Origin of the sequence: Stenotrophomonas sp. (assembly GCF_032056425.1) — a bacterium.
GTDB lineage: Bacteria > Pseudomonadota > Gammaproteobacteria > Xanthomonadales > Xanthomonadaceae > Stenotrophomonas.
The window spans coordinates 141,542-155,562 of sequence record NZ_DAMBCN010000005.1 but is presented as its reverse complement, the minus strand read 5'-3'; the positions used below and the strand labels follow the sequence as shown (position 1 = coordinate 155,562).

The window sequence follows — 14,021 nt, the reverse complement described above, 5'->3', positions numbered from 1 at the left end:
CAACCGCGCAGCAGCGCGACCCCGCTTCAACGCGAAGCGCAGCTGCGGGTGACGTCGTCGTTGAGCTGGCGTGCGGGCGTGCGCGAACCGAACCACTCGGCCAGTTCGCGGCGCGTGCGGGCCTTGTCGCAGGCTTCGGCATTGCTGGCCGCCTCGATTACCGTGCCGGTCACCGGTGCGGCACCACGGCCGGCATTGGCCTGCAGTTCGCGCCGGGCCACGCGTAGCTCGCGGTCCACGCGCTCGGCCTCCTGCCAGCTCAGTTTCGGGTCACGCACGATCGGGCGGGTCACCCCGGTATCCTGCCCGGCCGGGCAGGGCGTGCTCTGGTAGATGGTGCGACCACCATCGTTGCACTTGTACACGCGCTGCGCGCACGCCTCACCGGCCGCCAGCAGCAGCGGCAGCAGAACCAACATCCGTTGCATGGATCCCCCCGTGGGCCACCCTGGCCCACATGGCGCGGGAGCATACGGAGTGTGACCCCCGTCGCGCAATACGCCTGCGCCTTTTGCCAGAAATGGGGTCAGAGCCCGTTGCTGCGCAACGGGATCCGACCCCGTGCCGTTCCGACAGATCGCGGGAAACTGTCGAAGGCGGGGTGGGTCCGGTTGCGGGGGCGTGAGCCGCATGGATGCGGCGACCGAGCTTACATGGGTGAGGGCGCTTTGCTTGCGAAGCACTGCTTCGCAAGCGCCCGAACGCACAGCCGCCAGCGGCTGGGCCGGGCCCCGGAGGGGGACTTGCAGCGTCCCCCGCAACCGGACCCACCCCGCCATCCCACGGAATGCCAGCTTTTGACGTTGCTTCAGTCGAGCATGGCTCGACTCTACAGGGGTACAGGGCGCCGCCCTGTCGCCCCCCTCAGAACCGGAATACCACCGTCGCGGCATGCAGCAGCAGCCCGATCAGCCCACCCACCAGGGTGCCGTTGAAACGGATGAACTGCAGGTCGCGGCCCACGCTCAGTTCCAGCTGTTCCACCAGGTGGCGCTCGTCCCACCCCTTCACCGTCTGCGCGATGTGGGTAGTGACCCCTTCGCGCAGGCGCCCGGTCAGGCGCTGCGCGCCTTCCAGCAGATGCTGGTTCAACGCCTCGCGCAGGGCCGGGTCGGCCTGCAGGGTCTGCCCCAGCGAGGCCAGACTGCGCTGCAGATGCCCCACCAGCGCCGAATCCTCGCGCTGCAGATCGGCGCGCAGCGTGGCGTGGATGCGCGACCACAGGCCCTGCACGTACTCCTGCAGGGCAGGGTGGTCGATCATTTCCTGCTTCAGCTGTTCGATGCGCTCGGCCAGCGCCGGGTCATCGCGCAGGCGCTGCACGTAGTTCTGCAGCCAGGTCTCGTAATCCTGGCGCAGTGGATGCTCAGGCTCGGCCAGCACCTGCTGCAGTTCCTCCAGCACCGCCCGCGCCAACCTCTCGGCCAGGCTGTCACCGATCTCGTCGATCGGCTTCACCCAGTTCACCGTGCTGGACAGTGTGGGCCATTCGCGCTGGATGTAGCGCACGATCAACTGCGAGGCGCGTTCTTTCACCTCTGGCTGTTCCAGCCAGCGGCCCAACCGCTGCAGGCCTTCGTCCAGCACGCGCTGGTGGCGGCCATCGGCGGTCAGCAGGGCCAGCAGTTCGCCAGCGGTGGCCGCCGCGTTCCACTGCCGCAGCTGCTGCACCACGAAGCCATGCAGCTGCCGGCGCACCGCACCTTCATCGAAGAAATCCAGTGCCTGCAGGGCCCATCCGCGGGCCATGTCGGCCAGCATGCGCGCACGTTCGGGTTCGGCCAGCCAACTGCCCAGGCGGCTGGCCGGATCGAACACCTGCAGGCGGGCCAGCAGCACGCCCGGTTCCAGGAACTGGTCACGCACGAACAGGGCCAGGCTGTCGCCGATGCGCTCCTTGCTGCGCGGGATGATGGCGGTATGCGGAATGGGCAGCCCCATCGGCCGCCGGAACAGTGCCACCACCGCAAACCAGTCGGCCAGCGCGCCCACCGCGGCGGCTTCGCAGAAGGCCGATACCCAGGCCCAGATGCCCCGTTCACCCTGCCAGTGGCTGACCGCGAAACCGGCCAGCATCAGCAGCAGCAGGCCCAGGGCCAGGGCTTTCAGGCGCCGCAGCTGGGCGCGGCGCGGATCGAGGGCAGACGTCATGGCCGCAGTCTAACCGGCGCCGGATGACGCCAACGCAACGGTGGCGCCGGGCACGGCCCGGCGCCAGACGCTTACAGGGCTTCCAGCTGCTTTCGCAGCGCGGCCAGCTGCGCGCGCAGGGTGTCGTTCTCGCGGGTCAGGGCGACCACGCGGCGGCGCAGGGCTGGCGCGTCTTCGCCCAGCTGCTCCAGCGCCGACAGCACCTCGGCATCGCGGCTGGCTACTTCGTCCTCGCTCGGCTCGTCGAAATCCATCTCGGCCGGTTCGGGCTTCGGCGCACGCGGCTTGCGCTTGGATTCGCGCACGCGCTTGGCCGCCTGCTTCAGCTCGTCCTTGCCACCGGCGGCAGCGGCGCGCTGCTCCTCTTCCGGCAGGTCGGCCACGGCAGCGGCCGCGCTGATCGAAATCACCCCGGCCTTCACCGCTTCCACTACTTCGGCCGCAGCCTGGGCGTGGATGCGCTCGATCATGCCCACCTGGCTGGTGCTCAGCTTGGCTTCGCGGGCCAGCTCGGCGCGGCTGACCTTCGGTGCCGGTTCCCACGGCGGGCTGTCTTCACCGGCCTCGTCGGCCGGTTCGGCGGTGCCATCGCTTTCGCGCTGCAGCTGCGCCTGTTCCACCTGCTTGCGCGCGGACAGGATGTCGCGCTTGCGCAGGGCCAGCACGCCGCGCTGGAAGTCGGACACGCTGCGGCGGCCCAGGTGCTGCTCGATCATCCACAGGTGCACGTCTTCCATGCTCTGGAAGCGGGTGTTCTGCACGGTGTTGAACGGCAGGCCATGCTTCTGGCAGATGCCGAAGCGGTTGTGGCCGTCCACCAGCACATCGCCCCACAGCACCAGCGCATCGCGACAGCCTTCGGCCAGGATGCTGCGCTCCAGCGCGTCATGCTCGTCGGCGGTCAGCGGGTCGATGTAGGCCTTCAATTCTTCTTTGACGACGATATCCATGGGCACGGCAACAGGCAGGAGCGGAACCGACCATTGTACCCGCTCGCCCGGTCCGGCCCCGGCTCAGGCGGTGGCCCGGATCATCTCGCCCAGGATGGTGGTGATCTGGTCGATCTGCGGCGTGTCCACGATCAGCGGCGGCGACAGCGCGATGATGTCGCCGGTGCAGCGCACCAGCAGCCGGCCGTCGTGGAAGCAGCGCCGGAACACCTCGTAGCCGCGGCTGCCGGGGGCATCGCGGCGCGGCGCCAGTTCCACCGCTCCCACCAGCCCGAAGTTGCGGATGTCGATCACGTTGGGCAGGCCCTGCAGCGCGTGCAGGCGCTCCTGCCAGTACTCGCCCAGCTCGATGGCGCGCTCGAACAGCCGTTCTTCGGCGTAGATGTCCAGTGTGGCCAGGGCCGCGGCGCAGGCCAGCGGATGGCCCGAATACGTATAGCCATGGAACAGTTCGATGGTCTGCGCCGGGCCCTGCATGAAGCTGGCATGCACGCTGTCGCTGACCATTACCCCGCCCAGCGGCACGGCGCCGTTGCTGGCACCCTTGGCGAAGGTCAGCAGGTCCGGGGTGACCCCGAAGCGCTGTGCCGCGAAGGGCATGCCGACCCGCCCAAAGCCGGTGATCACTTCGTCGAACACCAGCAGGATGCCGTGCTGGTCGCAGATCTCGCGCAGCCGCTGCAGGTAGCCGGGGGCGGGCAGGATCACCCCGGCCGAGCCGGCCACCGGTTCGACGAACACCGCGGCAATGGTGGACGGGTCGTGCAGGGCGACCAGCCGTTCCAGGTCATCGGCCAGCTCGGCACCCTGCCGCGGCAGGCCCTTGCTGAAGGCGTTGCGCTCCAGGTCCAGGGTGTGCCGCAGGTAGTCCACGCCGCCCAGTTGCAGGCCGAACTGCTTGCGGTTGTTGGGCAGCCCGCCCAGCGCCATGCCGCCGAAGCCCACCCCGTGGTAGCCCTTCTCGCGGCTGATGAAGCGGGTGCGCTGGCCATCGCCGCGCAGGCGATGGTGGGCCAGCACGATCTTCATCGCGGTATCCACCGCTTCCGAGCCGGAACTGGTCAGGAACACATGGTTCAGGCTGGCTGGGGCCAGTGCGGCCAGGCGCTGGGCCAGCGCGAAGGCCGGCGGTGACCCCATCTGGAAGCCGGGCGCGTAGTCCAGCGTGGCGGCCTGGTCGGCGATGGCCTTGATGATGCCGGGGCGGGCGTGGCCGGCATTGCAGCACCACAGCCCGGCGGTGCCATCGAGGATGCTGCGGCCGTCGACATCTTCGTAGTGCATGCCGGCCGCGCGCACCAGCATGCGTGGCGCACCCTTGTATTGGCGGTTGGCGGTGAACGGCATCCAGTACGCATCGAGCGATTCGGGGCGCTGGGTGGCCAGCGCGTGCGGGTCGATCGCGGGATTCTTCATGCCGCCTCCGTCGGGTCCGTTGCGCAGACTGTAGCGCAGCCGATGGGCGTGATGCCCGCTCACGGCCGCAATGCGGGCGTGGCGGTATAACCGGGGCAGATCTTCGCCCGGAACCCGACATGGCCGACTTCCCTGATCGCAGCCACTGGCAGGCACTGGCCGGCCAGCTGACCCTGCCATCGCAGGCCTTCATCGACGGCCGCTACGTGGACGCAGCCAGCGGTGCCCGCTTCGACTGCATCAGTCCCATCGATGGGCGCGTGCTGGGCCAGGTGGCCGACTGCGATGCACGTGATGTTGATCGCGCGGTGGCGTCCGCGCGCCGCGCGTTCGAGGCCGGCCACTGGTCGCAGGCCAGTCCCTCCCAGCGCAAGCGCGTGCTGCAGGCGCTTGCCACGCTGCTGGAACAGCATGCCGACGAGCTGGCCCTGCTGGAAACCCTGGACATGGGCAAGCCGGTGCGCGATGCGCGGCGCATTGATCTGCCCGGCGTGGTGCGCTGCCTGGCCTGGACCGCGGAGGCGGTGGACAAATTGTACGGCGACATCGCCCCGACCGGGCCACACGAGCTGGGCCTGGTCAGTCGCGAGCCGGCCGGTGTTGTGGGCGCCATTGTGCCGTGGAATTTCCCGTTGCTGATGGCCTGCTGGAAGATCGCGCCGGCACTGGCGATGGGCAATTCGGTGGTGCTGAAGCCGTCCGAGCGCTCACCGTTGAGCGCGCTGCGGCTGGCCGCGCTGGCCGCCGAAGCCGGGCTGCCGGACGGTGTGCTGAACGTACTGCCGGGCCATGGCGAACGCGTGGGCGAACCGCTGGCCCTGCACATGGACGTGGACGTGCTGGCGTTTACCGGTTCCACCGCGACCGGCGCCCGTCTGCTGCAGTACGCCGGGTGTTCCAACCTGAAGCGGGTCTGGCTGGAATGCGGGGGCAAGAGCCCGCACCTGGTGTTCGCCGATGCACCGGATCTGGATGCCGCAGCCAAGGGTGTGGCGCAGGGCATCTTCTTCAATCAGGGTGAAGTCTGCACGGCGGGATCGCGCCTGTTGGTGGAGCGCTCGATCCGTGACGATTTCGTGCACCAGGTGCTCGCGTACGCGCGGCACATGCAACCGCGGCACCCGCTCGAATCTGACGCGCCGATGGGCGCGCTGGTGGATGCGGCACACGTGGACAGAGTGCTGGCCGACATCGCCCGCGCCGAGGCCGACGGCGCGCGCCTGCTGCTGGGCGGGCAACGTGCGCAGGTCGAGGCGGGCGGGTGCTATGTGCAGCCCACCGTGTTCGACCAGGTGCGCCCGGAACAGGCGCTGGCCCAGGAGGAGGTGTTCGGTCCGGTGCTGGCGGTGCTGAGTTTCGACAGCGAAGCCGAGGCCGTGCGCCTGGCCAATGACAGCCGTTACGGATTGGCCGCCGGGCTGTGGACGCGCGACCTGGGCCGCGCCCATCGCGTGGCCCGGCAGCTACGCGCCGGCAGCGTGTGGGTGAACGGCTGGGATGGCGGCGACATGACCGCCCCGTTTGGTGGCTACAAGCAATCGGGCAATGGCCGCGACAAATCGCTGCATGCCTTCGACAAGTACAGCGAGATCAAGGCCACCTGGATCCAGTTGTAGAGTCGAGCCATGCTCGACTGCTCTTCGCTTTCTGTAGAGTCGAGCCATGCTCGACTGCTCTCCGCGAACGGCAGTCGAGCAAGCTCGACTCTACGACGGCAGGGCAGTCGAGCAGGCTCGACGCTACCGGCAACGTGCGCTGACCACGGCCACGGCGTCACGCAGTGCCTGCCGGTCCACGTCCTGCACCGCGCCCTGGAAGTAGGCCATGTCCTGCCTCCCCAGTTCGCACGGATCGATCATGTAGCCCGGCGGCCACAGCCCCAGCAGTTGCGCCACGCCCTGCACGATCTGCTCGGGCGACATCTGCGGGCGCATGTGGAAGTAGTTCCGGCGCGGGGCGAATGCCGCGTGCACTTCGCGGCGACCCAGCAGCCTGGGGGCTACACCTGACGCGGTGATGCCATCACCTCCCTCGATGCTGCCGGCTGGCAGGCCCAGCGACAGCGGTGCCATTGTCGGCGCCCCATCAGTCTCCCTGTCGACAGGGCGCGGCGCTGCGGAGGGCGGATGCTGCTGCATGGCTGGCCGCGTCATGGATGCCGCAGCAGGTTCAGCGCGAAGCGGCAGGGGCGGCGGCAATGCCGGCGCTGCTGGCAGCCAGCGCAGGCTGATGCGTGCTTCATCGGCAGGTGGCGGGTCGATGCGGCCGCTGCGCCACAGCCAGGCACCCAGCAGCGCATGCAGCAGCACCACCAGCAGGCAGGCCACGCCGCGCGACAGCTGTGGCGAATCGGACCAGCGCAACAAAACAACAGGGGCCATCGGCAGCGCATCCATGCAGTAACCGGTAGCGCAGCGTAACGCCCGGCCAGAAAAATTCCGTTGTCTTGGTGTCGGCTGAAACCATCGTCCCGTCAGGTCGTCCGCGCGTGGCAGAATCGGTCGATCCACCTTCCACGCCTCGCCGATGTCCACGCTCTCCGCTGCCGCTGCCCCCGTGAATTCGCCCCGTCGTGTGCTGCTGGCCAGCCTGATCGGCACCACCATCGAATTCTTCGACTTCTACATCTACGCCACCGCAGCGGTGCTGGTCTTCCCGCACCTGTTCTTCCCGGAAAGCAGCGACCAGGCGGCCCTGCTGCAATCCCTGGCTACTTTCGCGGTGGCCTTCATCGCGCGCCCGGTGGGCTCGGCGGTGTTCGGCCACTTCGGTGACCGCATCGGTCGCAAGGCCACGCTGGTGGCGGCCCTGCTCACCATGGGTCTGTCCACTGTCGCGATCGGCCTGCTGCCGACCCATGCGCAGATCGGCCTGTGGGCGCCGGCGCTGCTGGCCCTGTGCCGTTTCGGGCAAGGGCTGGGGCTGGGCGGCGAATGGGGCGGGGCGGTGCTGCTGGCCACCGAGAACGCACCGCCGGGCAAGCGCGCCTGGTATGGCATGTTCCCGCAGCTGGGGGCGCCCTTGGGCTTCCTGTTGTCGGCCGGCATCTTCCTGCTGCTCGGCCGCTGGCTCAGCCAGCAGGATTTCCTGCAGTGGGGCTGGCGCATTCCGTTCGTGGCCAGTGCGCTGCTGGTCACCCTCGGCCTGTGGGTGCGCTTGAACATCCACGAAACACCGGATTTCCAGAAAGCGCTGGACCGCAAGGCGCCGGTGCGCCTGCCGATGTGGACGGTGCTGCGCCACCACGCGCTGCCCATGCTGCTGGGCACGCTGGGCGCCTTCGCCACCTTCGTGCTGTTCTACCTGATGACGGTGTTCAGCCTGGGCCATGGCACCGCGGTGCTGGGCTACAGCCGCGAGCAGTTCCTGCTGATGCAGATGGTGGCGATGCTGTTCTTCGCCGTTGGCATTCCCTTGTCGGCACGCTACGGCGATCGTTGGGGCACGCGGCGTACGATGATCATCGCCAGCGTGCTGATCCTCGGCTTCGGCGTACTCTTCGCGCCGCTGTTCCAGGCCAACAGCCCGTGGCTGGTGCTGGTCTTCCTGTGCCTGGGCCTGTTCCTGATGGGCCTGACCTACGGCCCCTGTGGCACCTTCCTGGCCGAAATCTACCCGGTGGAGGTGCGCTATACCGGCGCCTCGCTGTCGTTCAACCTGGCCGGCATCCTCGGTGCCGCACCGGCACCGTACCTGGCCACCTGGCTGGCCGAACGCTTCGGTCTGGTGGCGGTCGGCTACTACCTGTGCCTGACCGCGGTGGCCACCCTGTGCGCGCTGGTGGCACTGCACCGGCGCGGTGGGTGACCGCCGTCAGCCGAAGATGCGCTTGAGCGTTCGGCCCAGCCAGCCGCCGCTCTGGTGCTCGCGTGCGAACTGGTTCAAGTGCGCCTTCACCTGCTCGGCATAGGCCTGGTCGTCGCCACGGATGTGGTTGAACAACCAGCGTGACAGCATGGTGCGCAGCTCGTCGCTGACATCCTCGCCGGCCTGGAAGCGCAGCCGGTACTCGGCCACGCGCTTGATGAAGATTTCATGCACGCGCTTGTGCGCCGCGCAGAACGGATAGCCCGCTTCCTCCATCAACTCCTCTTCGAACGCGAAGTGCGACATGGTGTAGTCCACCACTTCGTCGATCACCTCGGCCACCGCCACGCGCTGCAGGCTGGACTGTGCCACGTGCAGGTGGTTGAGCATTTCCACGATGCGACGATGCTGCTGGTCGATCACATCGATGCCCGTGTTCAGATCGTCCTGCCAGAGCAGTAGTGCCATTCCGGCGCCCCTTCATGCTGATGTCGGGTGCGACTGTAGGCGCGCGCCCGGCACGCGGCGTTGATCTGGATCAAAGCGTGCTTGTCAGGATAAAGCAGGCTCACGCGCGCGCTGCGGCGCGGCCACGGTGGTGCTGCTGACCCGGTTGCGGCCGCCGGCCTTGGCCAGGTACAGCTGCCGATCCGCTTCGGAAATCAGCCGGTGCAGCGAATCGCGCTGAGGCCGCAGGCAGCACAGGCCAATGCTGACCGTCATGCGCAGGGTAGCCGTGCCGATGTCCACCTCCAGCGCGGCGATGCGCTGGCGCAGGTCTTCGAAGTACTGCAGCGCCTCGTCCTGCCCCATGTCCGGCACCAGCAGACAGAACTCCTCGCCGCCAAAGCGCGCGATCAGGTCCTGGCTGCGTGCGTGGTCGCCCACCGCGCGGGCGACGGCGCGCAGGGCATCGTCGCCGGCTTCGTGGCCGTAGGTGTCGTTGATGTGCTTGAAGTGGTCGATGTCGATCATCGCCACCGCCACGGTCTGGCCCTGCACGTGCAGCTGCGGCAACTGGCGCTGGCTCTGTTCCAGGAAACAACGGCGGTTGGGCAGGCCGGTGAGGAAATCGCGGGTGGCCAGATCCTGCAGGGTGCCGATCAGTTCCAGCTGGTCCACGTTCTGCGAGACGCGACAGAAGAATTCTTCGCGCGAAAAGGGCTTGCGCAGGAAGTCATTGGCACCGTTCTTCAGGAAGCGGGGGATCAGCGAGGCATCGGTATTGCCGGAAATGCCGATCACCGCCACCTTGTCGCGCGAGCGCAGGGTGCGCAGGCGACGGGTGAATTCCACGCCCTGCATGCCCGGCATTTCCTGGTCCACCACCGCCAGGCGGATGGCGGGGTGCGCCTCGATCGCCGCCAGGCCCTCGCTGCCATCGGCCGCTTCGTACACCTCATGGCCATACATGCGCAGCAACGCCGCCGCGTAGCCACGCGCCGACGGTGAATCGTCCACCACCAGCGCCGCGATGCGCCGGTTGCGTTCCAGCCGCTGTACCAGCCAGACCAGGTAATCGATGCTGCCCGGGGTGTTCTTCAGCACGTAATCGATGATCTGCTGCTGCAGCACGCGCTTGCGCAGGTCTTCGTCATACACGCCACTGACCACCACGGTGGGCAGATCGCGCTTCAGGAAGAACTCGACCACGGCATCGCGATCGCCATCGGCCAGCACCAGTCCGGTCAGCACCAGGAACCAGCCGTGTTCTTCACTCAGCAGCCGGCCCGCTTCGGCCAGCGTGGATGCTACGACCACAGGCAGCTCGAGCCGCTGTTCGATTGCTTCGCGCAGCATGCCGGTGAACGCGCGTGAATTTTCCACCAGCAGGATCCGCTGCGGCAGGGGGTCGGCCAGGTCGCCATCGACAACGACCTGCGGCAGGACGGGCATGGTGCGGTGGCTCACGTGGGAGGGCTTGGCCGGGGTAGCGGCCGTTGCAGCCGAAACTTTAGTGCATCGTGGCCGTCAGCGTGGGGGGCGGCACATGCTGCGGTGGCCCGGGACCGGTATGCTCGGTGCCGCTACCCGGCCATGCTGGCCGGGGGCGCTCGGAGTTCACGGGCACCGCCGGTGCCCGCGCCGAAGCACAGTGGCGGCGCCAGGCGAATGCGGCAGTGCCTGGCCGCTCATCAACATTCATTCCACAAGAGGGTTGCCCGTGCGTTTTTCCCGTATGCGTACTGCCATTGCAGCGGCTGCGCTGCTGTCCATGCCGATGATCGCCGCCGCCGCTTGCTGCCCCAGCGACGGCAACGGCATCCAGCTGGCCAAGAGTGGCCTGGGCGAGGCGCTGCCCGCCGCACTGAACCTGAGCCAGGACCCGTCCTGGCAGGTATATGGCTTCCAGCGCGATGGCATCACCTATTTCCAGGTGAATGACCTGACCGGCCAGGTGAAGCTGATCGTCGGCACGCTCGACAACGTGTTCTGGACCCTGCCGGCAGGCAAGTCGCCGGCCAGGACCTCGCTGCCCTCGCAGCGCCTGGTGATTCCGGCCAATGCGACGCGCCAGGTGGTGTATCGCCGCGCCGAGTTCTCGCTGGTGGTGTACGGCAAGGGCGCCGACGCGATCTGGTCGGTGGAACTGCCTGGCGAAGGCCAGTAACAGCGCTGCATGACCGGCCCTGCTGCGCGCGGGGCCGGTCGTGGCTGTGCTCAGCGCAGGCCGTGCGGGGCCAGCCGTGCCGGCAGTGCGATGTCCTGTTCGACCTGCGCCGGTGAATCGAGCAGCAGCATGCGGATGCGATTGCCACGGCAGTCCACGCGACCCCCATAGGCGATGGCCCGCGCACTCAGGCGGCGTCGTGCCAGTGCCATGGTTTCCTCGGACAGAACACGGTGGCGGTCCAGCAGGCCCACCGTCACCACGATGCCGCGCTGCAGTCTGCGGCGGCCGCAGCGTGCGCGCACCTGGATCTGCCCGCGTTCGCCATTCAGCAGCAGCGACACCGCCTCGGCCAGGGTGCGGTAGGTGGCCAGCTGCAGGCCCAGGTTCAACTGGCACGGATCGCCCTGCAGTTGGTGGCGCCCCAGCCGATCTGTCGCGTCCCAGGCCTGGTGGATGCCGCTGGCCTGGAGGGCCAGATACAGGCCCAGCTGTTCCAGCTCGGCCGGGTAGACCATGCTGGTCAGCTCGCGGAACTGGCGTGAATGGCTCGCCGCGGTGCCCAGCAACTGCCGTGCGGGCTCATGGTGGCCATGCAGCTTCAGCAGTTCGGCGGTCTCGCCCAGCGAGGCTTCGATGTCATCGGCAATACGCCGCAAGGCCAACGCACGCTGGCGCAGGTCCATTTCATTGGCGATATGCGCATTGCGGGAAAAATCGGCGGCCTGTCGACCCGCCTGGTCATGGTGCGCGTACTGGTGGTAGTGCTGGCTGATCCGCGAGCCCAGTGCCAGCAGGGCGGTGCCGGCCACGGCTACGATCTGCAGGGTCATGAAGGTGCGCTCATCGAACGAGCCGGGCAGGCCGCTGCTGGGCGTGCCCACGCTGATCAGCATGTTCAGCAGCGGCACCGCCACGGCCGCGCCGCGCCAGCCATGCATGCAGGTCAGCGCCACCGCGGGCAGGGCCATCAGCAGCTGCAGGCTGGTCTTGGCCGGATCGGAACTGGCGCCGGCCCAGATCGCTGCGCCACCCAGCAGCAGCAGGGCCGCCAGCGACGCCACGGTCGGCCATTGCCGCCAGCTGGACCAGTCATGGCCGGCGCCGCGCTGCGACCACAACAGGGCCAGCGGGACCACCGTGATGATGGCGATGTAGTCGCCCAGCAGGTAACGGATGGCGCTGCCCAGCACCGGATCGGAAGGCGGGGTGGGCCAAAGCAGATGGGCCAGGGCCAGCTTCAGGACCGCGGTGGCCAGCGCCGCCCACGCGGCAATGGACAGGACCCAGGCTTCACCGGAGGTGGCCAGGCGCCGGCGGTGCAGACCCACCACCAGGGCCACGGCCGGTATCAGGCAGGCCGAGGCCAACACGACCCACGGCAGCCCGTAGCGGTCGATCATCGGGTAGCGCATCTGCGCGAAGTAGGCGTACTCGCCCAGGATCAGGTAGCCCCACAGCCGCGGCGGGCACAGCAGCAGCGCGGCCACACGGATGCCGGCCGGCAGGTAGAACTGGTCCAGCGAAATCTGCCGGGTGGCCCAGCAGGCAAGCGCATACAGCGCCGCCAGAGCCAGCCCAGCCGGTCGGATACGTACATCAAGGCGAATTCCATTCGTCCACCAGTTCAATCGCAAGTCTCCCTTGCCGCTGCGCGCCAGCGCACTCCAGGCATCGCGCCTGGCCCCAATCGGCGACAGTATCGGCTGCGGCGGACGCTTGCAATTGCCTGCAACCGTCATGCCACGCCGCCCCTGCCAACCGGCGCGTGCAGCCTCCGACCGGGTTCACACTTTCACGCCGGGGGTCACCACAGCGCGTCGCGCAGCTTGTACCAGGACATGGCCGCCACCAGCAGTGGCGTGCGCAGCAGGCGGCCGCCCGGGAACGGGGCATGGTGCAGGCGCTGGTACACGTCCAGGCGCTCGCTCTGGCCGGCGATCGCGGCGGCGATCACCTCGCCGGCCAGCCCCGCGGCGGCGACCCCGTGGCCGGAAAAGCCCTGCGCGAAGTACAGGTTGGGGTCCAGCCGTCCCCAGTGCGGGGCGCGGTTGCGGGTGATGTCGACGAAGCCGCCCCAGACCTGTTCCAGGGGCACATCGGCCAACTGCGGGAAGACCTGGTGCATGCGCCGCTGCATCACCCCGCGCAGGCCCGGCGGCGGTAGCGCCGAATAGCTGGCGCGCCCGCCGAACAGCAGGCGGTGGTCATGGCTCAGGCGGAAATAGTCCAGCGCCCAGGCGGTATCGGCCACGGCCATGTTGTTGGCGATCAGCGCCCGCGCGCGCTCGGCGCCCAGTGGCGCGCTGGCGCCCACGTAGGTGCCGACCGGCATGATGCGCCGCTCCAGCTCGGGCAGCAGGCGCTGCAGCCACGCGTTGCCGGCCACCACCAGATGGCGGGCGTGCACGCTGCCGGCGGCGGTATGCAGGGCCGGCGCCTGGCCGCGCTGCACGCGCACCACGGCGGACTGTTCGTGGATGACCGCCCCGGCCGCACGCGCTGCGTCGGCCAGGCCGCGCGCATAGGCCAGCGGGTGCAGGTGTGCGCTGAGCGGGTCGAACATGGCGGCGCGGTAGCGCGGGCTGTCCAGCTGGGCGGCCAGGGCAGCGCGGTCCCACCACTGCATGGGGTAGTCGTAGTGGCGCTGCAGGTGGTCGCAGTGCCTCTGCAGGTCGCGCTCGTGGCGCGCGCGGATGGCCACGCTGGCGTGGCCTTCCACCCAGTGGCACGCGATGGCGTGGCGCTCGATGCGCCCGCGCATGGCCTGCACCGCATCGCGTGACCAGTCAAACAGCAGGCGCGCATCGGCACGGCCAATCTCGCGCTCCAGCGTGTCCACTTCGCAGCCGTAGCCCACCAGGGCCTGGCCGCCGTTGCGGCCCGACGCCCCCCAGCCGATCCGCTGCGCTTCCAGCACCACCACGCGGTAGCCGCGCGCGGCCAGTTCCAGCGCGGCGGTCAGCCCGGTGTAGCCGGCGCCCAGCACCGCCACGTCCGCCTGTACCTGGCCCTGCAGGGGCGGCAACGGCGGCGGTTCTGGCAGGCTGGCTGCATACCAGCTGGGCGGGAACGCGGCACTCACG

Annotated in this window: 12 protein-coding genes; 3 read left to right on the top strand and 9 right to left on the bottom strand. The window is 68.8% G+C overall.

The window, feature by feature from the left end; genetic code table 11:
- Nucleotides 1–26 precede the first annotated feature (26 nt).
- The 4 genes from RTY46_RS06180 to RTY46_RS06165 all read right to left on the bottom strand — a co-directional run bounded on the left by RTY46_RS06180 (nt 27) and on the right by RTY46_RS06165 (nt 4,517).
- The gene (locus tag RTY46_RS06180; protein ID WP_159091884.1) at nt 27–419 is read right to left on the bottom strand and encodes a DUF4124 domain-containing protein; all 393 of its coding nucleotides are present in this window, start codon (nt 417–419) and stop codon (nt 27–29) included.
- Nucleotides 420–864: 445 nt separating this feature from the next.
- Nucleotides 865–2,151 carry a DUF445 family protein gene (locus tag RTY46_RS06175; RefSeq protein ID WP_312707210.1) on the bottom strand — a complete coding sequence of 429 codons (1,287 nt, stop codon included), beginning with the start codon at nt 2,149–2,151 and terminating at the stop codon, nt 865–867.
- A 71-nt stretch (nt 2,152–2,222) separates the two neighbouring features.
- Nucleotides 2,223–3,101 carry a plasmid replication/partition related protein gene (locus tag RTY46_RS06170; RefSeq protein ID WP_312707209.1) on the bottom strand — a complete coding sequence of 293 codons (879 nt, stop codon included), beginning with the start codon at nt 3,099–3,101 and terminating at the stop codon, nt 2,223–2,225.
- A 63-nt stretch (nt 3,102–3,164) separates the two neighbouring features.
- Nucleotides 3,165–4,517: an aspartate aminotransferase family protein gene (locus RTY46_RS06165; RefSeq protein ID WP_312707208.1), complete on the bottom strand. Its 1,353-nt coding sequence runs from the start codon at nt 4,515–4,517 to the stop codon at nt 3,165–3,167.
- A gap of 119 nt (nt 4,518–4,636) precedes the next feature.
- Between RTY46_RS06165 and RTY46_RS06160 the strand changes: the two genes are divergently transcribed.
- Nucleotides 4,637–6,133, top strand: coding sequence for an aldehyde dehydrogenase (locus tag RTY46_RS06160; protein ID WP_312707207.1), 1,497 nt, complete (start codon nt 4,637–4,639; stop codon nt 6,131–6,133).
- Between the two features lie 123 nt (nt 6,134–6,256).
- On the opposite strand, the gene RTY46_RS06155 is transcribed toward RTY46_RS06160, so the two are convergent.
- Nucleotides 6,257–6,898 carry a hypothetical protein gene (locus RTY46_RS06155; RefSeq protein ID WP_312707206.1) on the bottom strand — a complete coding sequence of 214 codons (642 nt, stop codon included), beginning with the start codon at nt 6,896–6,898 and terminating at the stop codon, nt 6,257–6,259.
- Between the two features lie 145 nt (nt 6,899–7,043).
- Here RTY46_RS06155 and RTY46_RS06150 point away from each other — a divergent pair, with 145 nt between their 5' ends.
- Nucleotides 7,044–8,324, top strand: a complete 1,281-nt coding sequence (locus RTY46_RS06150; protein WP_312707205.1) for an MFS transporter — start codon at nt 7,044–7,046, stop codon at nt 8,322–8,324.
- Between the two features lie 6 nt (nt 8,325–8,330).
- Here the strand turns inward: RTY46_RS06150 and RTY46_RS06145 are convergent, their stop codons facing one another.
- Together RTY46_RS06145 and RTY46_RS06140 are read right to left on the bottom strand one after the other, a co-directional pair.
- Nucleotides 8,331–8,792 (bottom strand): bacteriohemerythrin, encoded by a 462-nt coding sequence (locus RTY46_RS06145; RefSeq protein WP_108755823.1) that lies wholly within the window; start codon nt 8,790–8,792, stop codon nt 8,331–8,333.
- Between the two features lie 84 nt (nt 8,793–8,876).
- Nucleotides 8,877–10,220, bottom strand: coding sequence for a diguanylate cyclase (locus tag RTY46_RS06140; protein ID WP_312707204.1), 1,344 nt, complete (start codon nt 10,218–10,220; stop codon nt 8,877–8,879).
- Nucleotides 10,221–10,488: 268 nt separating this feature from the next.
- Here RTY46_RS06140 and RTY46_RS06135 point away from each other — a divergent pair, with 268 nt between their 5' ends.
- On the top strand, nt 10,489–10,935 hold the full coding sequence (locus RTY46_RS06135; protein WP_312707202.1) for a hypothetical protein: 447 nt from the start codon (nt 10,489–10,491) through the stop codon (nt 10,933–10,935).
- 50 nt (nt 10,936–10,985) lie between these two features.
- Here RTY46_RS06135 and RTY46_RS06130 read toward each other — a convergent pair whose 3' ends face one another.
- Nucleotides 10,986–12,566 carry an MASE1 domain-containing protein gene (locus RTY46_RS06130; protein WP_312707200.1) on the bottom strand — a complete coding sequence of 527 codons (1,581 nt, stop codon included), beginning with the start codon at nt 12,564–12,566 and terminating at the stop codon, nt 10,986–10,988.
- A gap of 176 nt (nt 12,567–12,742) precedes the next feature.
- Entirely contained in the window at nt 12,743–13,981 is a 1,239-nt protein-coding gene (locus RTY46_RS06125) for an FAD-binding oxidoreductase (RefSeq protein WP_312707241.1), read from the bottom strand.
- Nucleotides 13,982–14,021 lie beyond the last annotated feature (40 nt).